Here is a 20,582-nt window from a genome sequence, read left to right as displayed (position 1 = left end):
TACCGATGACTGACCAAAACGACATTCTTTTCGAGCGCGCCCGCGCCGTGATTCCCGGGGGCGTGAACTCGCCCGTGCGCGCCTTCAAGGCCGTGGGCGGCACGCCCCGCTTCATCAAGCGGGCGCAAGGCGCCTACTTCTGGGACGCCAACGACAAGCGCTACATCGACTACATCGGCTCCTGGGGCCCGATGATCCTGGGCCACGGCCACCCCGCGGTGGTCGAGGCGGTGCAAAAGGCAGTGCTCGAAGGCTTCTCGTACGGAGCGCCGACCGAACGCGAGATCGAACTGGCCGAAGCCATCCTCGCGCTGGTGCCGTCCATGGAGATGGTGCGGCTCGTGAGCTCCGGCACCGAGGCCGCCATGAGCGCGCTGCGCCTGGCGCGCGGTGCCACCGGGCGCAAGAGCATCATCAAGTTCGAAGGCTGCTACCACGGCCACGCCGACGCGCTGCTGGTGAAGGCCGGCTCCGGCCTCGCCACCTTCGGCAACCCGACCTCGGCCGGCGTGCCGCCCGAGGTGGTGCAGCACACGATCGTGCTCGAATACAACAACCTGCAGCAGCTCGAAGAGGCCTTCTCGCTGCACGGCAACGACATCGCCTGCCTGATGATCGAAGCCATTGCCGGCAACATGAACTTCGTGCGCGCCACGCCCGAATTCGCCAAGCGTTGCCGCGACCTTTGCACACAGCACGGCGCGCTGCTGATCTTCGACGAAGTGATGACCGGCTTTCGCGTGGGCCTGCACGGCGCGCAGGGCGTGCTGGGCGTCAAGCCCGACCTCACGGTGCTGGGCAAGGTCATCGGCGGCGGCATGCCGCTGGCGGCGTTCGGCGGCCCACGCGCCGTGATGGAGCAGCTCGCGCCGCAGGGCCCGGTCTACCAGGCCGGCACGCTGTCGGGTAACCCGGTGGCCACGGCCTGCGGCCTGGCCACGCTGAAGGAGATTGCCAAGCCCGGCTTCTACGAAGCGCTCGGCAAGAAGACGCGCTCGCTGGTCGACGGCCTGAAGGCCGCGGCGGCCGCCGAAGGCCAGCCCTTCAACGCCGACAGCGAAGGCGGCATGTTCGGCTTCTTCCTCATGAACGAGCTGCCGCAGAACTACGCGACCGTGATGACCACCGACAACGCACAGTTCAATGCGCTGTTCCACGGCCTGCTCGACCGCGGCGTCTACATCGCGCCGGCACTCTACGAAGCAGGCTTCGTGAGCGCCGCGCACAGCGAGGACGACATCGCAGCCACCATCGCGGCGGCGCGCGAGATCTTCAGCAAGCGCTGACGCGCTCCCCGCTCAGGCGGGGTCGGTCGCGGCCAACGTGCCGGCCTCGGCTTCGAGCACGTCGGCCGCGGCCCGGCACAGGTCTACAGGTCTTCCCGGAAGCGGTCGCTCACGAGTTGCACACCCGTGGGCAGCCCGTGGCGCAAGCCCATGGGCACCGACAACTCCGGCAATCCCGGGATCGCGGTGGACAGGAGCGGGCTCTGCGCATCCTCAGCCAGGGAAGTACCTGGCGCGGCCCGCCTGAACGATGTCATCGTTTTCGCGATTGCGGCATGTACATTGGCCCGGCGCTCTGCGAAGCAGGCTTCGTGAGCGCACCGCACGGGGAGGAAGATATCGCAGCCACCATAGAAGCGGCACGAGAGATTTTCAGAATGCTTAGTCCATGAACGCCCAGCGCCTGCTGCCGGTAGCGAGTGTTGCCCTTTCCGCTTTTCTCGCTCTTCTTCTACCCGGCCTGACGCTTGCGCAGTCCGCCTTCGACCCGAAGAACATCTGGGTCAACCCGGGTTTCTATTCGGCGCACTTCGACGGCGGCAAGGGCCTGGAGAACGTCAACCAGGGCTTCGGCTTCGAGTACCCGCTGAGCGACACCTACCGCGTCACGGCGGGCACCTTCCGCAACAGCGACCGCCGGCAGTCGAACTCCGTCGGGCTGTACGTGCTGCCCTTCGAGTTCTACGGCGTGAAGTTCGGCGCGGTGGTGGGCGGCTTCGACGGCTACCCCAACTACCGCAACGGCAACTGGTTTCCGGCCATCCTTCCGACGGCGGCCATCGAAGGCAGGAACTGGGGCCTGAACATCGCCTACGTGCCGACGATAAAAAACCGGCTGTACGGTGCCATCACCTTCCAGCTGAAGTACCGGTTCGGCAGCCACGAATAAGCAGGCACCGAACCGCACTTCCGTTCAATGACGGAAGTGACGCACGCCCGACAGCACCATCACCACGCCGCGCTCGTCGGCCGCGTCGATCACTTCCTGGTCGCGCATCGAGCCGCCCGGCTGGATGACGCAGCTCGCGCCCGCATCCACCACCACGTCGAGGCCGTCGCGGAACGGGAAGAAGGCGTCGCTGGCCACGGCCGTGTCCTTCAGCGACAGGCCCGCGTGCTCGGCCTTGATGCTGGCGATGCGCGCGGAGTCGAGGCGGCTCATCTGCCCGGCGCCCACGCCCATCGTCATGCCGTTGGCGCAAAACACGATCGCGTTGCTCTTCACGTACTTGGCCACCTTCCATGCGAACAGCAGGTCTTGCAGCTGCTGCGGCGTGGGCTGCTTCTTGCTGACCACCTTCAGGTCGCTGGCCGCGAGCTCGTGGTTGTCGGCGGTCTGGATCAGCAGGCCCGAGCCGACGCGCTTCACGTCCATGGCGTTGCGGCCGTTGTCCCAATCGCTTGCGCCGCCCTTGGGCAATGCGATTTCGAGCACGCGCACATTGAGCTTCGCCTTGGTGGCCTGGAACACCTCGAGCGCCTCGGGCGTGTAGCCCGGCGCCATCAGCACTTCGACGAACTGCTTGGCGATTTCTTGCGCGGTGGCGCCGTCCACCGGGCGGTTGAAGGCGATGATGCCGCCGAAGGCCGAGGTCGGGTCGGTCTTGAAGGCCTTGCCGTAGGCCTCGGCCGCGTCCTTGCCCACCGCCACGCCGCACGGATTGGCGTGCTTGACGATCACGCAGGCCGCGGACTGGGCCAGTCCGCCTTCGGCGTACGTGTCGAAGCTCTTCACGCATTCCCACGCGGCGTCCGCGTCGGCGATGTTGTTGTAGCTGAGCTCCTTGCCCTGCAATTGCCTGGCCGACACCAGCGAACCCGGCGCAGGGTACAGGTCGCGGTAGAACGCGGCCTGCTGGTGCGGGTTCTCGCCGTAGCGCAGGTCTTGAACCTTCACGAAGCGGCCGTTGCTTTGCGCCGGGAACAGCGAGCGCGTGGGCGCGGCCTGGCCGATGCTGGCGTCGAAGTCGATGGCCGAGAGGTAGTCGCTGATGGCGCCGTCGTAGTCCGCGATGCGGTTGAACGCAGCCACAGCGAACGCGAACTTGGTCTTGTCGCTGAGCTTGCCCCCGGCCTTCAGTTCCGCAAGCGCCACCGCGTACTGCGACGCGTCGGTCAGCACGCCCACGTCCTTCCAGTTCTTGGCCGCGCTGCGCACCATGGCCGGACCACCGATGTCGATGTTCTCGATGGCGTCTTCCAGCGTGCAGCCGGGTTGGGCCACGGTGGCTTCGAACGGGTACAGGTTGACCACCAGCAGGTCGATGGTGTCGATGCCGTGTTCCTTGATGGCCGCCACGTGTGCGGGCAGGTCGCGGCGCGCCAGCAGGCCGCCGTGGATCTTCGGGTGCAGCGTCTTCACGCGGCCGTCGAGCATTTCGGGAAAGCCGGTGTGGTCGGCGACTTCGGTCACCGGAAGGCCCGCATCGGCCAGCAGCCTGGCGGTGCCGCCGGTGGACAGCAGCTTGATGCCCAGCGCATGCAGCGCCTGGGCGAATTCGAGAACGCCGGTCTTGTCGGAAACGGAGATGAGTGCAGTCTGAGCCATGGATGTGCCGTGGAGTTATTTCAAAAGTTTGTGTTCGACCAGCTTCTTGCGAAGGGTGTTGCGATTCAGGCCCAACCATTGCGCGGCCTTCGACTGGTTGCCCTCGGCGCGCGTCATGACGACGTCGAGCAGGGGTTTCTCGACCACGCGCACGAGCATCTCGTACATGCCGTCGGGTTCGGTGCCGCGCAGATCGCGAAAGTAGCTGTCAAGACTGGTGCGCACGCAGTCCTCGATGTGTTTCTTGCTCATTGCTTTTCTTCTCTTCTCTCTCTCAATCGACGGCGCAAGCCGCCTCCTCTTCACCGGACAGTTCCTCGTCCGCCTCGTCTTGTACGGGCATGCGTTCCATGCGGTCCGCCAGCCCGTCGAAATAGTCGCCGACCGCGCGCAGCTGTTTGGCGCAGTCCTCGATGGTGTTCATTCGCGCGCGGAACGACTCGCCGTCGGGCAAGGTCTTCACGTACCAGCCGATGTGCTTGCGCGCGGTGCGCACGCCGCTGTAGTCGCCGTACAGCGCATAGTGCTCCACGAGGTGGTCGAGCAGCAAGCGGCGCACTTCCGCCACCAGCGGCGGTGCACGGTGCGTGCCCGTTTCCAGGAAGTGCGCGATCTCGCGGAAGATCCATGGCCGGCCTTGCGCGGCGCGCCCGATCATCACCGCGTCGGCGCCGGTGGCCGCGAGCACGTCGCGCGCCTTTTCGGGCGAACGGATGTCGCCGTTGGCCACCACCGGCACGCGCACCGCGGCCTTCACTGCCGCGATGGTGTCGTACTCGGCATGGCCCTTGTAGCCCTGCTCGCGCGTGCGGCCGTGCACGGTGAGCATCTGCACGCCGGCCGATTCGAAGTCGCGCGCCAGCTTCACCGCGTTGCGCTGGTCGTGGCTCCAGCCGGTGCGCATCTTCAGCGTGACCGGCACGTTGAAAGGCCGCGCCGCATCGACCACGGCCTGAACGATCTCCAGCGCCAGCGGCTCGTCGCGCATCAGCGCCGAACCCGCCCACTTGTTGCAGACCTTCTTGGCCGGGCAACCCATGTTGATGTCGATGATCTGCGCACCGCGCTCGATGTTGTAGACCGTGGCCTCGGCCATCATGGCCGCGTCGGTGCCGGCGATCTGCACCGCGATGGGGCCGGGCTCGCCGTCGTGGTTGGCGCGGCGCGAGGTCTTCAGCGTGCCCCAGAGCTCCTTGCGCGAGGTGACCATCTCGCTGACCGCATAGCCCGCGCCGAGTTCGCGGCACAGCATGCGGAAGGGCCGGTCCGTCACGCCGGCCATGGGCGCGACGAACAGGCGGTTTTCCAGCGTGTGGGTGCCGATCTGCAAGGTCATTTGGAAGGGGAGCGGTGCGCGTTCGGCTGCTGAAAAATGAGGCACGATTGTAGCCACGCCGCATTTCAGCGACTGAAACGATTTGCGCCCTGGGTACCCGTGTAAATACGGGTGCTTCGCGGGGCTTTCTCCGACGCGGGTGCGACGTGAGCGCTGCCTATACTGCGCGGGCTCTACCCCACCTTATGCAAGCCTGGCTCGACTCCCTCATGGCGCTGCTGGCGCTGCCGCAGTACGGTCTCTCGACGTTGTTCGTGGCCGCGTTCGTCTCTGCCACGCTGCTGCCGGTGGGCTCGGAGCCGTTTCTGTTCGGGCTGCTCAAGCTCAACCCCGACATGTTCTGGCCGGCCATCGCGGTGGCGACCGTCGGCAACACGCTGGGCGGTGCGGTCGACTGGTGGATGGGCTACGGCGCGCACAAGGTGGCGGACAAATACTCGCATTCGAAACACCATGTGCGAGTTTTGGGCTGGCTGGAGCGGCTGGGCCCGAAGGCCTGCCTGCTCAGCTGGCTGCCGCTGGTGGGCGATCCGCTGTGCGCGGTGGCGGGCTGGCTCAAGCTACCGTTCTGGCCCTGCGTGGCCTACATGGCCATCGGCAAGTTCCTGCGCTACATCACCATGACGCTGGCGCTGATGCAGATCTTCTGATCAGCTCAGCAGCCCGTAGGGGCCGCCGCGTTCGAGCGCGCGCTTGTATGCGGGACGCGCATGAATGCGCTCCAAGTACGCCATCAGCTTCGGCCGCTTCGCATCGAGCCCGCCGCGCGCCTGCGAGGCTTCCACCGGGAAGCTCATCTGGATGTCGGCGCCGCTGAACTCGTTGCCGGCAAACCATTCGCTCTTGCCGAGTTCGGCCTCCATGAAGTTCAGCTGGCCCGCGATGTTCGGGTTGATGAACGCGCCCTTGGCCTTGGCCGCGATGGCCTTGGCGATCGGCTTCGCGAAGAACGGCATCCTGGCGGTCTCGATGCGGTCGAACACCAGCTTCAGCAGCAGCGGCGACATGGCCGTGCCTTCGGCGAAGTGCAGCCAGTAGCGGTAGCGCAGCGCCTCGGGCGTGCCGGCGGCAGGCGCGAGACGGCCATTGCCGTAGCGCTCGATGACCGTCTCGACGATCGCGCCCGATTCCGCGAGCGTGAGTCCGTCGTCCGTCGTGACCACAGGCGATTTGCCCAGCGGATGCACGGCCCGCAGCGAAGCGGGCGCCAACATGGTTTGCGAATCGCGCTCGTAATGAACGATTTCGTAGGGCAGGTTCAGCTCTTCGAGCAGCCAGAGCACGCGCTGCGAGCGCGAGTTGTTGAGGTGGTGGACGGTGAGCATGGAGGGCGGGCCTTGTGGAGGAGGAATCGTGAGATTCGGGCGCGCGCAGTCTACCCAACAAACAAGCGTGGGCGCCTCCTCGAGCGCCCGCAACGGCGTTACTTCACGCCGGCCTTGCGCAGTTCTTCGGCGGTGATGCGAACCGGCTTCCCGCCACGCTGCACGACGATGGCGGTGTTGGTACGCACCGCGGCTTCGCGCGCCTGCTGCGCTGCGCGCCGGATCGCGATCAGTGAAGCGGCCAGATCCTTGTCCTTGGCTTGCACGAATTGTTCATCGGTCACGGTGTTTCTCCCCATTCAATGAGCGCCGGCTCTTCGCCGGCGTTGTCGTACAGCGCCCAGGCATCTACGGCACCGCGGTAACGTTCGTCGAAGTTTCGACGTCCCGCTTCGAAGCGCCGGCGAATTACATCCTCAGGGATGCGGTGGCCGCCCTGCCGTACACGTTCGGCCACGCGCGCAACAGCAAATTCCGCGGTCGGAAGCGCCAGAAAGAAAAGGCTCACGTGGTAGCCGGCCTTGCGCCATTCGCCGATGTGGCGCAAATAGCCCAGCCCTGACAGCGTGGTCTCGAAGGCGAAGCTCTCCCTGCGCCGAACGCATGCAGCAATCTCGTCCAGCATCAGCCGGCCAGCCTTGATCGCTTCGGCCTCCGGCGCGAAGGGCGACAGCCCCGCAGCGATGAGGTCGGCATTGATGAATCGCTGGGTCTGCGCTTCCTGCGGGAGAAAAGCGCGGGCAAAAGTGGTTTTTCCAGCGCCGTTGGGGCCCGCGATGACGACGATCTTCGGATAGCTCATCGGCGGGGCATTTCGTTCAGGATCTCAGGAGCTGAACAGGAAGTTCATCACGTCGCCATCCTTCACGACGTATTCCTTGCCTTCCGAACGCATCTTCCCCGCGTCCTTGGCGCCCTGCTCGCCCTTGAAGGCGATGTAGTCCTCGAAAGCGATGGTCTGGGCGCGGATGTAGCCCTTCTCGAAGTCGCCGTGGATCACGCCGGCGGCTTGCGGGCCGGTGTCGCCGATGTGGATGGTCCAGGCGCGCACTTCCTTCACGCCGGCGGTGAAGTAGGTCTGCAGGCCCAGCAGCTTGTAGGCCGCGCGGATCAGGCGGTTCAGGCCCGGTTCGTCCTGGCCGATTTCGGCGAGGAACATCTTCTTGTCCTCGTCGTCCATCTCGGACAGGTCGGCTTCGATCTTGGCGCAGATGGCGACCACGGGCGCGCCCTGCTTGGTGGCGTATTCGCGAAGGCGGTCGAGGTAGGGGTTGTTCTCGAAGCCGTCTTCGGCCACGTTGCCCACGAACATCGCGGGCTTGGCGGTGATCAGCGTAAAGGTCTTCACCAGCGGCTGCTCTTCCTTGGTGAAAGAAAGCGCGCGCACCGGAATGTTCTCGTTCAGCGAGGCCTGGCAACGCTCGAGCAGCGCGACGAGCTTCTGTGCTTCCTTGTCGCCCGAACGCGCGACCTTGGTGTGGCGGTGCAGTGCCTTCTCGACCGTGGCCAGGTCGGCCAGGCAAAGCTCGGTCTGGATCACTTCGATGTCCGAAATGGGGTCGACCTTGCCGGCCACGTGGATCACGTTGTCGTCGTCGAAGCAGCGCACCACGTTCACCGTGGCGTCGGTTTCGCGGATGTGCGCGAGAAACTTGTTGCCCAGGCCTTCGCCGGTGCTGGCACCGGCCACCAGGCCGGCGATGTCGACGAACTCGACGATGGCGGGCACCACACGCTCGGGCGTCACGATCTCGCTCAGAGCGGCCAGCCGCGGATCGGGCACTTCCACCACGCCCACATTGGGCTCGATGGTGCAAAACGGATAGTTTTCCGCCGCAATGCCGGCCTTGGTCAGCGCGTTGAAAAGGGTGGATTTACCGACGTTGGGCAGGCCGACGATGCCGCATTGCAAACTCATGGGGGGTCCTCTTGGGTAGCCGGGCATTTTAGGCCGTCCCGGTTCTCCCCCAGGCTGCGCGCACTTCGTGTCGCTTCTCCCACCCCCTTCCGGGGGCAGGGCGGCCGCTTCGGGCGGCCGTGCGCGGCGCCCTAACTCATGGAGAACACCGAGCGAGGGTTAAACCCGATTAGCAAACGTTTGCGCAAACGTTTTCGTTGGGTAATATCGACATCCCCGGCACAGACCGGCGTACCGCTCAACCCCCTCAGGAGACACACCATGAAGTTCACCCGTCGCACCCTGCAAAGCGCCGCCGCGCTCACCCTTCTGGGCGCCATCGCCGCCACGCCCGCCTTCGCGCAGGACAAGCCCAAGGTCGCGCTGGTCATGAAGTCGCTGGCCAATGAATTCTTCCGCACCATGGAAGACGGCGCCAAGGCGCACCAGAAGGCGCATGCCTCGGAATACACGCTTGTCGCCAACGGCATCAAGGACGAGACCGACACCGCCGCCCAGATCAAGATGGTCGAGCAGATGGTGGCGCAGAAAATCAACGCGCTGGTCATCGCGCCGGCCGATTCGAAGGCGCTGGTGCCCGTCATCAAGGCGGCCATCGACAAGGGCATCCTGGTAGTCAACATCGACAACCAGCTCGACGCCGCCGCGCTGAAGGAAAAGGGCATCCAGGTGCCCTTCGTCGGCCCCGACAACCGCACCGGCGCCAAGCTGGTGGGCGACGCACTCGCCAAGGACCTGAAGGCGGGCGACAAGGTCGGCATCATCGAAGGCGTGTCGACCACCTTCAATGCGCAGCAGCGCACCCTGGGCTATCAAGACGCCATGAAGGCCGCCGGCGTGACGGTGGTGGGCGTGCAGTCCGGCCAGTGGGAAATCGACAAGGGCAACACGGTGGCCGCCGGCATGATGCGCGAGCACCCCGACCTGAAGGCGCTGCTGGCCGGCAACGACAGCATGGCGCTGGGGGCAGTGGCTGCCGTCAAGGCCGCGGGCAAGACCGGCAAGGTGCTGGTGGTGGGCTACGACAACATCGGCGCCATCAAGCCGATGCTGGCCGACGGGCGCGTGCTCGCCACGGCCGACCAGTTCGCCGCCAAGCAGGCCGTGTTCGGCATCGAGACCGCGCTGAAGGCCATCGCCGACAAGAAGAAGCAGTCGGAAATGCCCGCTGCGGTGAAGACCGACGTGGTGCTGGTCACCAAAGACGCCAAGTAAAGCGAGAGAGCGAAGACGTTGAACGCGCCTGCCATCCAATCCGGTCCACCCGCTCCCGTGCTCTCGCTGAGTGCGCTCGGCAAGGACTACGCGGCGCCGGTGCTGGACGACGTCTCGCTCGTGCTGCACGCTGGCGAAGTGCTGGCCCTCACGGGCGAGAACGGCGCCGGCAAGAGCACGCTGTCGAAGATGGTGTGCGGCCTGGTGCAGCCCACGCGCGGGCAGATGCTGCTCGACGGCCAACCCTTCGCGCCCGCCTCGCGGCGCGACGCCGAGCGCCTGGGCGTTCGCATGGTCATGCAGGAGCTCGGCCTCGTCACCACGCTGTCGGTGGCCGAGAACCTGCTGCTCGACCGCCTGCCCCACAAGACCGGCTGGATCCGCCGCGGCAAGCTGCACGAGCTGGCCGCGCGGCAACTGGCCAAGATCGGCATGCAGAACATCGACCCGGCCACGCCCGTGGCGCGGCTGGGCATCGGCCAGCAGCAGATGGTCGAGATTGCCCGCAACCTGCAGGACGACACGCGCGTGCTGGTGCTCGACGAGCCCACCGCCATGCTCACCCCGCGCGAAACCTCGCACCTGTTCGAGCAGATCGACCTGCTGAAGGCGCGCGGCGTGGCCATCGTCTACGTGTCGCACCGGCTCGAGGAACTGCAGCGCATCGCCGACCGCGTGGCGGTGCTGCGCGACGGCCGGCTGGTCGATGTGCGCGCGATGGCCGGCGTGCGCGAATCCGAGCTGGTGCAGCGCATGGTCGGGCGCGCGGTGCACGAGCACGAAGGCCGGGCCCGCCGCACGGCCGGACCCGTGCTGCTGAGCGCGCGCGGCCTCGGCCGGGCGCAGGTGGTGCGCGATGTCGACATCGATCTGCGCGCGGGCGAAGTCATGGGCCTGGCCGGCCTGGTCGGCTCGGGCCGGACCGAACTGGTGCGCCTGCTGTTCGGCGCCGACCGCGCGGACCGCGGCGAGATCACGCTGCATGAGAAGGGCCAGCCCACGCAGCATGTGCGCAAAGGCTGGCGCTCGCCGATGCAGGCCATACGCGCCGGCATCGGCCTGGTCACCGAAGACCGTAAATCGCAGGGGCTGCTGCTGACGCAGCCGATCCGCGTCAACGCCACCTTGAGCGACCTGGGCGCCGTCTCGCGCTGCGGCTGGCTGCTGCGCGCCAAGGAGCGCGGCATGGCGCAGCGCCTGGTGGAACTGCTGCGCATTCGCTCGCGCAGCATCGAGCAACCAGTGGCCACGCTCAGCGGCGGCAACCAGCAGAAGGTGGTGTTCGCGCGCTGGCTGCACCGCGAATGCAAGGTGCTGCTGCTGGACGAGCCCACGCGTGGCGTGGACGTGGGCGCGCGCGCCGACCTCTATGCCGAACTCGACCGCATGACCGACGCCGGCCGCGCGCTGCTCATGGTGTCCAGCGACCTGCGCGAACTGATGGCCATGTGCGACCGCATCGGCGTGATGAGCGCGGGCCGGCTGGTCGCGGTGTTCGAACGCGGCGAATGGAGCGAGCAGTCGCTGCTGGCCGCCGCATTCAGCGACGCCACCGGGCGCGCCGCCGCCCCCGCCACCGCTGCTTCAGCCCCCACCGACAACGTCCAGGCCACCGCCCCCACACCATGACCGCTGCCGCTTCCCCGACTCCCGCCAAGCCTTCCGCGCAGTCCGCCCTCAAGGGCCAGCTGGGCACCTACCTGGGCCTCACGGTCGTGCTCGTCGGCATGATCGCGCTGTTCGGCTCGATGAGCGAATACTTCCTCACACGCGACACCTTCGTCTCGATCGCCAACGAGATTCCGGCGCTGGCCGTGATGGCGGTGGGCATGACCTTCGTGCTGATCATCGCGGGCATCGACCTCTCGGTTGGCTCGGTGCTGGCGCTCAGCGCGGCGGTCACCGCCGCCGCCATCCTCGAATGGAAGCTCTCGGTGCCTGTCGCCGCGGTGCTCGGCCTCGTCACCGGCCTGCTGTGCGGCACGGTCACGGGCGCGGTGTCGGTGGCCTGGCGGCTGCCGAGCTTCATCGTCTCGCTGGGCATGCTCGAAGCGGTGCGCGGCGGCGCCTACCTGGTGACCGACTCGCGCACGCAGTACGTGGGCGACGCCATCTCGGGCCTGGCCGCGCCTTGGATCGGCGGCATCTCGGCGGCCTTCGTGCTGGCGGTGGTGCTGGTGGCGGTCGGGCAGCTGGTGCTCACGCGCACGGTGTTCGGCCGGTACGTGGTGGGCATAGGCACCAACGAGGAAGCGATGCGCCTGGCGGGCGTGGACCCGCGCCCCATCCGCATCATCGTGTTCGCCGTCACCGGCCTGCTGGCCGGGCTCGCGGGGCTGATGCAGTCGGCGCGGCTCGAGGCGGCCGACCCGAATGCCGGCGTCGGCATCGAGTTGCAGGTGATCGCGGCCGTGGTCATCGGCGGCACCAGCCTCATGGGCGGGCGCGGCTCGGTGATCAACACCTTCTTCGGCGTGCTGATCATCGCGGTGCTCGAAGCCGGGCTGGCGCAAGTGGGCGCGAGCGAGCCGAGCAAACGCATCATCACGGGCGCCGTGATCGTGGTGGCCGTCATCATCGACACCCTGCGCCAGCGCCGGGCCGACCGCCGCCTGGCCTGACGACGCCCTACCCCTCACCACCCAGGAACCCGACACAGCCATGGCCACCATCAAGGACGTCGCACTGCAGGCGGAAGTCTCCGTCACCACCGTGTCGCACGTGGTCAACGACACGCGCCACGTGAGCCCCAAGGTGCGCGAGCGCGTGGAACTGGCCATTCGCGAGCTGGGCTACGTGCCCAACGCCATGGCGCGCAGCCTGAAGAGCAACACCACCTCGACGCTGGGCATGCTGATTCCCAACAGCTCGAACCCCTACTTCGCGGAGATCGTGCGCATCGTGGAAGACCGCTGCTTCGGCGCGGGCTACACGCTGGTGCTGTGCAACACCGACGACGAGCCGCAGCGCCAGAGCATGTACCTGAAGGTGCTGGCCGAGCGCCGCATTGACGGGCTGATCGTGGTGTCGACCGGCGCGGGCACCGGCACCGACGACAGCGACTCCCTGGCCAAGCAGCTGCACGGCCTGCGCATGCCGACCGTGCTGGTCGACCGCGAGATCGACGACCCGGCCTGCGACCTGGTGGAAACCGCGCACATGCAGGGCGGCCTGCTCGCGGTGCGGCACCTGCTGTCGCTGGGCCACAGGCGCATCGCCTGCATCGGCGGGCCGGTGGGCGTTATGCCGAGCGAGCAGCGCGTCGAAGGCTGGCGCATGGCGCTGGCCGAGAGCGGCGCCACCCCCGACATCGCCGATGCCGACGCGCTGCTGTGGCGCGGCGGCTTCACCAGCCAGGGCGGCTACGAGGCCATGCACGCCATTCTTCGCACCGAGCGCAAGCCCTCGGCCGTGTTCGTCTGCAACGACCTGATGGCCATCGGCGCGCTGCGCGCGGCGCATGAAAGCGGTGTGCGCGTGCCCGACGAGCTGTCGATCGTGGGCTTCGACGACATCGAACTCTCGGCCTACATGAGCCCCCCGCTCACCACCGTGGCGCAGCCCAAGGAGCGCATCGGCGCGCTGGCGGTCGACATGCTGCTCGAACGCGTGAGCGGCAAGCGGCGCGACGCGCGCAAGGTGGTGCTGCAGCCCGAGCTGCGCGTGCGCGCCTCCACGGCACGCCACGCGAGCTTTCGCGAAGCGACCGTGCCGGCGGACAACACGCCTTCCTCGTCGTCCACCTCTTCAACCTCTTCCACGCCCAGCCGAAAGTCCCGCACCCCGTGACCCCAGTGCCTTCGAAGCCTTCCTCCCGCAGCAACCCGCCGCCGCGCATCGTGGTGCTCGGCAGCCTCAACATGGACCTGGTGCTGCGCGTGCCGCACGCGCCGGCCGCGGGCGAAACCCTGCTGGGCCATTCGATCGCCACCATTCCCGGCGGCAAGGGCGCCAACCAGGCCGTGAGCTGCGCGCGCGAAGGCGCCCGGGTGCAGATGATCGGCTGCGTGGGCGACGACGCGCACGGCGCGGCCCTGCGCGACGCCTTGCGCAGCGACGGCATCGACACCACGGCGCTGCGCACGGTGGCCGGTGAGCCGACCGGCACCGCGCTGATCCTGGTGGAGGACAGCGGCCAGAACCGCATCGTGATGATTCCCGGCGCCAACGCCCACGTCGCGCTCGACGAGACCGCCCTGAAGCAGCAGGTGCAGGGCGCCGCCTTCCTGGTGACGCAGTTCGAGACGCCGATGGACCAGGTCTCGCGCGCCATCGCGGTGGCGCACGGCGCGGGCTGCAAGGTGCTGCTGAACCCGTCGCCGGTGCAGCCGATCGCGCAGCCGCTGTGGCCGCAGATCGACACGCTGGTGGTCAACGAGATCGAGGCGCACGCGCTGTGCGGCGAGTCCGCCGACACGCCGCAGCAAGCCGCGCAAGCCGGCCGGGCGCTGCGCGCCAAGGGCATCGCGCGCGTGGTCGTGACGCTGGGTGCGCGCGGCGCGGTGGCGGTCGATGCCGACGGGGCGCGCCACCATCCCGCGCCGAAAGTGCAGGCGGTCGACACCACGGCCGCCGGCGACACCTTCCTGGGCGCGCTGGCCGTGGCGCTGGGCGAAGGCCAGTCCTTCGACGAGGCCGTGCGCCTGGGCATCCGCGCCGCGGCGCTGTGCATCCAGCAGCCCGGCGCCCAACCCTCCATTCCGCGGCGCGACGCCGTGCTGCAAAGCCCCCTGCCGCCCGACTGGACCGCGCTGTGAAACGCACCGCCCTGCTGCATGCCGAACTGTCCCAGGTGATCGCCTCGCTCGGCCATGGCGACATGCTGGTGCTCGGCGACGCCGGCCTGCCCATTCCCGACGGCCCGCGCCGCATCGACCTGGCCGTGGCGCGCGGCGTGCCGCGGCTCGACGACGTGCTGACGGCCGTGCTGTCCGAGATGCAGGTCGAAGGCATCGTGGTGGCCGGCGAGGCGCTGGGCGACGCCGGGCAGTTGCCTGGCTGGTACCCGCGCTCGCTCGGCATCGCGCCGCAAGCGGTGTCGCACGAAGAATTCAAGCGCCGCAGCGCCAAGGCCCGCGCCGTGGTGCGCACGGGCGAATGCACGCCCTACGCCAACATCATCCTGATCGCCGGCGTGAGCTTCTGAGGCGCCCGCCGGGGGCGATTTACTCGAACCTGTAGTTCGCGCCCACGGCCTGCCCCACCTTGAGCGTGTACTCCACGCCCTGGATCACGATGCAGTTCATGCCGAAGGTGATGGCGCCGTCCACGCGCGGGTCCTTGCGGTAGCTGCGCAGCATGTCGCCCACTTCGGGGCTGCTCAGGGCGGTGGCCGGGTCGATGTCCGGAATCGGGCAGCGGGTGCAGGGCTTGACGGGGCGCAGCTCGGCCTCGCCTTCGCTGGTGGCGATGTGCAGCGCGTCGACGCGGTCCTCGTCGTGCGACTCCATGCCCGCGAGCACGATGTTCGGGCGAAAGCGCTCGATGCCGACAGCATCGTGGCCGGCCGCGGCGAGCCGCTCGTTCAGGTCCGCCAGCGAGCCCTCGCTGGCCACCAGCACTGGAAAGCCGTCGGCGAACTGGTTCTCCGCCTCGACGCCGCCGGTCCACTTCAGGCTCGACAGGCGCTTGTGCTCGGGGTCGAAGCGCACCAGGCGCAGCGTCTGCGGCTTGCCGGGTTCCGAGAGAAAGTCGCTGAACCATTGGGCCGCGATGTCGCCCATGTCGTAGGCCGCCACCTCGTCCTTCCACACGCGCACGCGCACCGGTTGCTCGACCCGGTCGAAGGCCAGGTGCAGCGCCAGCATGCCGGGCGCGCGCAGCACCACTTCCATGAACTTCATCTGCGGACGGACCAGCGCCATGCGCGGCAGCTGCCGCTGGGTGACGAAGTCGCCCTGGGCGTCGACCACCATCCAGGCGCGGTCGAACTCCAGGCCGGTCTCGGTCAGCAGCATTTCGGGGAGCTCGACGCCGGCACAGGACTTGACCGGGTAGATGAACAGGCGCGCGATGGTGGCTTCGAGGTCGAAAGCGGGCTGGGACACGGTGGGGGTTCCTTGGAATGCGGCGGCAATTGTCCCGCATCGTGGCAGCCGGAAGACCTTCACTGCTCCGGGGAAAGACACCGGGCATGGCCGGGCGGCCATGTTCTTACAATGATTTCATGGCCCTCCCCCCAGAAGTTTGCATTCGTGGCGCCGGCATCGTCGGCCGCACGCTGGCCCTGCTGCTCGCGCGCGAGCGTGTGCGCGTCGCGCTGGTCGTGCCCCCGGCCGCGCAGGGCAAGCAGGACATCCGCGCCTACGCGCTCAACACCGCTTCCCGCGCGCTGCTCGAATCGCTGCGTGCCTGGCCCGACGCCGTGCACGCCACGGCCGTGCGCGAAATGCTGGTGCACGGCGACGAAGGCGGCCGCGTGCAGTTCAGCGCCGCGCGCCAGAAGGTCGATGCGCTGGCGTGGATCGTCGACGTGCCCGCGCTCGAGCAGCAACTGAGCGACGCGGTGCGCTTCCAGCCCCTGATCGAGATCGTCACCGAGCCCGTGGCCGCCCCGCTCACCGTGGTGTGCGAAGGCAAGGCCAGCACCACGCGCGAGGCGCTGGGCGTGAGCTACGAGGTCACGTGCTACCCGCAGCACGCGATCGCGGCGCGCATGGAGGGCGAGCAGTCGCACGACGGCATCGCGCGCCAGTGGTTCAGCGACAAGGGCGAGGTGCTCGCGCTGCTGCCGCTGGGCGGCACGCACGGCAAGACGGTCGCGCTGGTGTGGTCGGTCGACCAGTTGCGCGCCCCGGCCCTGCTGGCCCAGGGCGACGAGGAATTCAACGCCGCCGTGACCGAGGCCAGCCACAACGCGCTCGGCCCCCTGCGGCTCACGAGCGAACGCGGCGCCTGGCCGCTGGCCCGCGCCATTGCCGACCGCTGGACCGGCGCCATGCCCGGGCAGCCGACCCGCTCCTGGGCGCTGGCCGGCGACGCCGCCCACACCGTGCACCCGCTCGCGGGCCAGGGCCTGAACCTGGGCCTGGCCGATGCGGCTGCGCTGGCCGAGGTGATCAAGAACCGCGACTACTGGCGCAGCGTGGGCGACGCGCGCCTGCTGCGCCGCTACGAGCGCGAGCGCCGCGCCGACGTGCTGCAGATGAGCCTGGCCACCGACGGGTTGCAGCAACTTTTCTCGCACAACCTGGGTCCACTTCCTGCATTGCGCAACTGGGGCATGCGCGGTTTCGACCGCACGCGCCTGGTGAAGCACTGGATCACGGCGCAAGCCATGGGCCTGAAGGCCTGACCCTCTTTTCGAATCGAACCAACGGACTTCCCCGATGACACTCGCACGCAACCTCCTTCTCGCCGCCTGCACGCTGGGCGCGGTCGTGGCCGCCACCGCCGGCGAAGCCGAGATCCGCAAGAACCTGCCCTTGCGCATTCCGCAGTTCCCGGCCATCGACGAGGTGTCGAAGGCGCCGGTGCCGGGCCTGTACGAAGTGCGCGTGAACGGCTCGCAGATCTTCTACACCGACGAGCAGGGCAACTACCTGATACAGGGCAACCTGATCGACGTGAAGACGCGCAAGAACCTCACCGAGGAGCGCGTCGAGAAGCTCACCGCCGTCGCCTTCGACCAGTTGCCGCTGAAAGACTCGATCAAGATCGTGCGCGGCAACGGCAAGCGCAAGCTGGCGGTGTTCGAAGACCCGAACTGCGGCTACTGCAAGCGCTTCGAGAAGGACATGAAGACGGTCGACAACGTCACCGTGTACCTGTTCCTGTACCCGGTGCTCGGCCCCGATTCGACCGCCAAGTCGCGCGACATCTGGTGCGCCAAGGACAAGGGCAAGGCCTGGGGCGACTGGATGGAAGCCAGCGCCAAGCCCGCCGCCGCGGCGAACAGCTGCGACGTGACGGCGCTGCAGCGCAACGTCGAGTTCGGCCGCAAGTACAACATCACCGGCACGCCCACGCTGATCTTCAGCGACGGCACGCGCACCCCCGGCGCCATTCCCGCAGAGCAGGTCGAGAAGCAACTCGCCGCCTCGTCCAGCTGATGGCGACGAAGACCGTATCGCGGCGCGCGGCCGTTGCAGCGCCCGGGGCAGGCGTGCCGCCCGGGGCGGGCGTGCACTACCGCGTCGAATGCGCCGACCTGCACGCGCACCTGTTCAGCGTCACGCTGACCATCGACGCCCCCGCCGCCCAGCAGCGCCTGACACTGCCGGTGTGGATTCCGGGCAGCTACCTGGTGCGCGAGTTCTCCAAGAACCTGCAGGGCCTGCGCGCCACGCAGGGCCGCCGCAAGCCCGCGCTGACGCAGCTGGACAAATGCAGCTGGCGGGTCGAATGCACGCCCGGCCAGCCGCTGGTGCTGCACTACCAGGTCTGCGCATACGACAACTCGGTGCGCACCGCCTGGCTCGACGCCGAGCGCGGCTTCTTCAACGGCACCAGCCTGTGCCTGCGCGTGGAGGGCCAGACCGATGCGCCGCACGCGCTGGACATCGTCGCACCCGCGCTGGCCGCCGACGCCACGCGCTGGTCTTGCGCCACCGCGCTCGTGCCGGTCAAGACCGACAGGCACGGCTTCGGCAGCTACCGGGCCGCGGGCTACGACGAACTGGCCGACAGCCCGGTCGAGCTGGGCGCCTTCTGGAGCGCCGAGTTCGAGGCCTGCGGCGTGCCGCACCGCTTCGTGATCGCGGGCGCCGCCGCCTCGTTCGACGGCGAGAAACTCATTGCCGACACCCTGGCCATCTGCGAAGCCGAAATGCGCTTCTGGCACGGCGACAAGGCCGGCAAGCGGGGCGGGCCCAAGCTGCCGATCGACCGGTACGTGTTCATGCTCAACGCGGTGGACGACGGATACGGCGGGCTCGAACACCGCCATTCCACCGCGCTCATCTGCAACCGCCGCGACCTGCCGCAGCGCGGCGCCAAGAAGCAGCCCGAGGGCTACACCGTGCTGATGGGCCTGATCAGCCACGAGTACTTTCACACCTGGAACGTCAAGCGCCTGCGGCCGGCCGAGTTCGCGCGCTACGACTACGGCGGCGAGAACTACACGCAGCTGCTGTGGTTCTTCGAGGGCTTCACCAGCTACTACGACGACCTGCTGCTGCGCCGCGCCGGGCGCATCGACGACGCCGCCTACCTGCGCCTGCTGAACAAGACGCTCAACCAGGTCATGCAGACGCCGGGCCGGCTGGTGCAGCCGGTGGCCGACGCCAGCTTCGACGCCTGGGTCAAGTACTACCGCCAGGACGAGCAGACGCCCAACAGCACGGTGAGCTACTACACCAAGGGCGCACTGGTGGCGTTGTGCTTCGACCTCACGCTGCGCCACGAAGGCAAGGGCACGCTGGACGACGTCATGCGCCACCTGTGGACGCACAGCGGCAACGGCGGCCCGATCAGCGAGGCGGACATCGCCGCCGCGCTGGAGGCAGTGGGCGGCCGCTCATACGCCGCCGAGCTGGCGCGCTGGGTGCATTCGACCGAGGAGCTTCCGCTCGCGCCGCTGCTGCGCACGCACGGCGTGGCCACGCTGGAAGACCCTTCGCAGCAGGCCCAGGTGCTCGGCCTGCGCGTGGCCGAAGCCGGCGGCAGCGTGCAGGTGAAGGTGGTGCTGCGCGGCGGCGCGGCCGAGAAGGCGGGCTTTTCCGCGAACGACGAGTGGATCGGCATCGAGCTGCCCGCCGTCGCGAAGCGGGGCCAGCAGCGCCCGGCGCAGGCCTGGCGCATCGCCAAGCTCGACGACCTGGCGCTGTACCTGGGAGATACGACGAAGTTCACGGCCATCGTGGCGCGCGACCGCAAGCTGATCAGGCTGCCGCTGGTGCTGCCGGCCGGCGTGACCACCTGGCGCCTGTTTGCGCACGACGCCACGAAGGTGGCGGGCTGGCTGAAGGGACAGGGCTAGGCGTTTTCTGCGGCGGCAGGGTGCCGCACAAAGCGCATCGGCTGCGGCTCGCCGACCAGCACGCAAGGCTTGCCGGTGCGCCGGCAGTGGTCCTGCACACGCCAGTAGGCGCCGTGGCTCACGCAGCCGGTCTGGCAGATCACGAGGTCGGCCGCGCGCAGGCTGGCTTCCAGCGCGGGGTCGTCCGCGTTGTCGCCGCCGTTGTGGTGCAGGTAGCGGCCGCCGGCAATCTCGACCAGTTGCCGTGCGAGCGACGGCGCCTCGTCTTCCTGGCCCACACACAGCACCGCCTTTTCGCGCAGGTCGGCCGGCATCTGCGGCGGCGGCGGCGCCATCACACGGCGGCGCCTGCCCGGCGACAGCAAGGTGTTCAGCCGCTTGGGCAGCGCCCCGCCCACGGCAGCGCGCACGGCCAGCTCCTCGCGCACGATGGCAATGGCCGAGTCGCGCGCCACCAGCGCGCCGCGCAGCCGGACGATCTGCGCCTCGAGCCTTTCGACCCGCGCGGCCTGCTCGACCAGCAGGCGCGAGCATCGCTCCTGCACGCGGGCATAGGCCCGCAGCAACACGGCATGTTCTTGCATCGGCAACTCCATGGCGGGCATTCTAGATGAGAATAATTCTCAACTGATGGCTGAATGCCGGTCAGTGCGAAACCGACTTGGAGAACACGTTGACCACCACGACGCCCGCGATGATCATCGCCAGCCCCGCAATGGCCGGCCCGTCGAGCTTCTGGCCGAACCACAGCCAGCCGACCAGCGAAACCAGCACGATGCCCACACCCGACCAGATCGCATAGGCGATGCCCGTTGGAATGGTGCGCAGCGTCAGCGAGAGAAAGAAGAAGGCGACCGCGTAGCCGGCCACTGCAGCCAGCGAGGGCCAGAGCTTCGAAAAACCGTCGGAGCCCTTCAGGAAACTGGTGGCGATCACTTCGGCCACGATGGCCACGAACAGGTAGGCGTAGTTGGATGTCATGGGCGCGGACTCTAGGGAAAGTCGGCGCGCGACGCCACCTGTGCGAAGGGAGTC

Annotated in this window: 22 protein-coding genes; 12 read left to right on the top strand and 10 right to left on the bottom strand. The window is 68.1% G+C overall.

Translation table 11 applies throughout. The features are described 5' to 3' along the window. Positions 1-5 precede the first annotated feature (5 nt). A complete protein-coding gene (hemL, locus tag ACSFA5_RS27570) occupies positions 6-1,286 on the top strand; it encodes a glutamate-1-semialdehyde 2,1-aminomutase (protein WP_435447234.1) in 1,281 nt (426 codons plus the stop codon). Between the two features lie 388 nt (positions 1,287-1,674). Then, positions 1,675-2,175: a hypothetical protein gene (locus ACSFA5_RS27565; protein WP_435447233.1), complete on the top strand. Its 501-nt coding sequence runs from the start codon at positions 1,675-1,677 to the stop codon at positions 2,173-2,175. 24 nt (positions 2,176-2,199) lie between these two features. On the opposite strand, the gene purH is transcribed toward ACSFA5_RS27565, so the two are convergent. Genes purH through dusB form a run of 3 tightly spaced genes read right to left on the bottom strand, consistent with a single transcriptional unit; the run spans position 2,200 to position 5,170 of the window. After that, on the bottom strand, positions 2,200-3,834 hold the full coding sequence (gene purH, locus ACSFA5_RS27560; RefSeq protein WP_435447232.1) for a bifunctional phosphoribosylaminoimidazolecarboxamide formyltransferase/IMP cyclohydrolase: 1,635 nt from the start codon (positions 3,832-3,834) through the stop codon (positions 2,200-2,202). Between the two features lie 15 nt (positions 3,835-3,849). Next, entirely contained in the window at positions 3,850-4,086 is a 237-nt protein-coding gene (locus ACSFA5_RS27555) for a Fis family transcriptional regulator (RefSeq protein ID WP_007838304.1), read from the bottom strand. 22 nt (positions 4,087-4,108) lie between these two features. Further along, positions 4,109-5,170 (bottom strand): tRNA dihydrouridine synthase DusB, encoded by a 1,062-nt coding sequence (gene dusB / locus ACSFA5_RS27550; protein ID WP_435447231.1) that lies wholly within the window; start codon positions 5,168-5,170, stop codon positions 4,109-4,111. Between the two features lie 185 nt (positions 5,171-5,355). Between dusB and ACSFA5_RS27545 the strand changes: the two genes are divergently transcribed. Continuing rightward, complete coding sequence (locus ACSFA5_RS27545) at positions 5,356-5,820, top strand: YqaA family protein (protein ID WP_435447230.1); 465 nt, start codon at positions 5,356-5,358, stop codon at positions 5,818-5,820. Here ACSFA5_RS27545 and ACSFA5_RS27540 read toward each other — a convergent pair whose 3' ends face one another. The 4 genes from ACSFA5_RS27540 to ychF all read right to left on the bottom strand — a co-directional run bounded on the left by ACSFA5_RS27540 (position 5,821) and on the right by ychF (position 8,413). Next, the gene (locus tag ACSFA5_RS27540) at positions 5,821-6,495 is read right to left on the bottom strand and encodes a glutathione S-transferase family protein (RefSeq protein WP_435447229.1); all 675 of its coding nucleotides are present in this window, start codon (positions 6,493-6,495) and stop codon (positions 5,821-5,823) included. Between the two features lie 98 nt (positions 6,496-6,593). Next, the gene (locus tag ACSFA5_RS27535) at positions 6,594-6,779 is read right to left on the bottom strand and encodes a hypothetical protein (protein WP_435447228.1); all 186 of its coding nucleotides are present in this window, start codon (positions 6,777-6,779) and stop codon (positions 6,594-6,596) included. After that, entirely contained in the window at positions 6,776-7,297 is a 522-nt protein-coding gene (locus tag ACSFA5_RS27530) for an ATPase (protein ID WP_435447227.1), read from the bottom strand. Before ACSFA5_RS27530 ends, ACSFA5_RS27535 begins: the two co-directional genes overlap by 4 nt. A gap of 24 nt (positions 7,298-7,321) precedes the next feature. Next, entirely contained in the window at positions 7,322-8,413 is a 1,092-nt protein-coding gene (gene ychF / locus ACSFA5_RS27525; protein WP_435447226.1) for a redox-regulated ATPase YchF, read from the bottom strand. 261 nt (positions 8,414-8,674) lie between these two features. On the opposite strand from ychF, the gene ACSFA5_RS27520 reads away from it, so the two are divergent. From ACSFA5_RS27520 to rbsD, 6 genes are read left to right on the top strand one after another with little or no spacing between them, the layout of a single operon-like run. Then, positions 8,675-9,628, top strand: a complete 954-nt coding sequence (locus tag ACSFA5_RS27520; protein WP_435447225.1) for a sugar ABC transporter substrate-binding protein — start codon at positions 8,675-8,677, stop codon at positions 9,626-9,628. A gap of 57 nt (positions 9,629-9,685) precedes the next feature. After that, entirely contained in the window at positions 9,686-11,257 is a 1,572-nt protein-coding gene (locus ACSFA5_RS27515) for a sugar ABC transporter ATP-binding protein (RefSeq protein ID WP_435447224.1), read from the top strand. Next, the gene (locus ACSFA5_RS27510) at positions 11,254-12,249 is read left to right on the top strand and encodes an ABC transporter permease (RefSeq protein ID WP_435447223.1); all 996 of its coding nucleotides are present in this window, start codon (positions 11,254-11,256) and stop codon (positions 12,247-12,249) included. Before ACSFA5_RS27515 ends, ACSFA5_RS27510 begins: the two co-directional genes overlap by 4 nt. A 40-nt stretch (positions 12,250-12,289) precedes the next feature. After that, entirely contained in the window at positions 12,290-13,417 is a 1,128-nt protein-coding gene (locus tag ACSFA5_RS27505; protein ID WP_435447222.1) for a LacI family DNA-binding transcriptional regulator, read from the top strand. Between the two features lie 5 nt (positions 13,418-13,422). Continuing rightward, a complete protein-coding gene (gene rbsK, locus ACSFA5_RS27500; RefSeq protein WP_435447582.1) occupies positions 13,423-14,385 on the top strand; it encodes a ribokinase in 963 nt (320 codons plus the stop codon). Further along, the gene (gene rbsD / locus ACSFA5_RS27495; protein ID WP_435447221.1) at positions 14,382-14,774 is read left to right on the top strand and encodes a D-ribose pyranase; all 393 of its coding nucleotides are present in this window, start codon (positions 14,382-14,384) and stop codon (positions 14,772-14,774) included. Before rbsK ends, rbsD begins: the two co-directional genes overlap by 4 nt. A 19-nt stretch (positions 14,775-14,793) precedes the next feature. Here the strand turns inward: rbsD and ACSFA5_RS27490 are convergent, their stop codons facing one another. Continuing rightward, positions 14,794-15,675 carry an MOSC domain-containing protein gene (locus tag ACSFA5_RS27490; RefSeq protein ID WP_435447220.1) on the bottom strand — a complete coding sequence of 294 codons (882 nt, stop codon included), beginning with the start codon at positions 15,673-15,675 and terminating at the stop codon, positions 14,794-14,796. A gap of 119 nt (positions 15,676-15,794) precedes the next feature. Here ACSFA5_RS27490 and ACSFA5_RS27485 point away from each other — a divergent pair, with 119 nt between their 5' ends. From ACSFA5_RS27485 to ACSFA5_RS27475, 3 genes are read left to right on the top strand one after another with little or no spacing between them, the layout of a single operon-like run. Beyond that, a complete protein-coding gene (locus ACSFA5_RS27485) occupies positions 15,795-16,922 on the top strand; it encodes an FAD-dependent monooxygenase (protein WP_435447219.1) in 1,128 nt (375 codons plus the stop codon). Between the two features lie 34 nt (positions 16,923-16,956). Beyond that, positions 16,957-17,679 (top strand): DsbC family protein, encoded by a 723-nt coding sequence (locus tag ACSFA5_RS27480; RefSeq protein WP_435447218.1) that lies wholly within the window; start codon positions 16,957-16,959, stop codon positions 17,677-17,679. After that, a complete protein-coding gene (locus ACSFA5_RS27475) occupies positions 17,679-19,547 on the top strand; it encodes a M61 family metallopeptidase (RefSeq protein ID WP_435447217.1) in 1,869 nt (622 codons plus the stop codon). The genes ACSFA5_RS27480 and ACSFA5_RS27475 overlap by 1 nt, the downstream gene beginning before the upstream one ends. Here the strand turns inward: ACSFA5_RS27475 and ACSFA5_RS27470 are convergent. Next, positions 19,544-20,131 (bottom strand): DUF2325 domain-containing protein, encoded by a 588-nt coding sequence (locus ACSFA5_RS27470; RefSeq protein WP_435447216.1) that lies wholly within the window; start codon positions 20,129-20,131, stop codon positions 19,544-19,546. The genes ACSFA5_RS27475 and ACSFA5_RS27470 overlap by 4 nt on opposite strands. A gap of 61 nt (positions 20,132-20,192) precedes the next feature. Then, the gene (locus tag ACSFA5_RS27465) at positions 20,193-20,528 is read right to left on the bottom strand and encodes an SMR family transporter (RefSeq protein ID WP_435447215.1); all 336 of its coding nucleotides are present in this window, start codon (positions 20,526-20,528) and stop codon (positions 20,193-20,195) included. Between the last annotated feature and the right edge of the window lie 54 nt (positions 20,529-20,582).

It is taken from the genome of Variovorax monticola (assembly GCF_051216855.1).
Taxonomy (GTDB): Bacteria; Pseudomonadota; Gammaproteobacteria; order Burkholderiales; family Burkholderiaceae_C; genus Variovorax.
The sequence above is the reverse complement of the archived record's forward strand: the minus strand, read 5'-3'. Positions and strand labels throughout refer to the sequence as shown.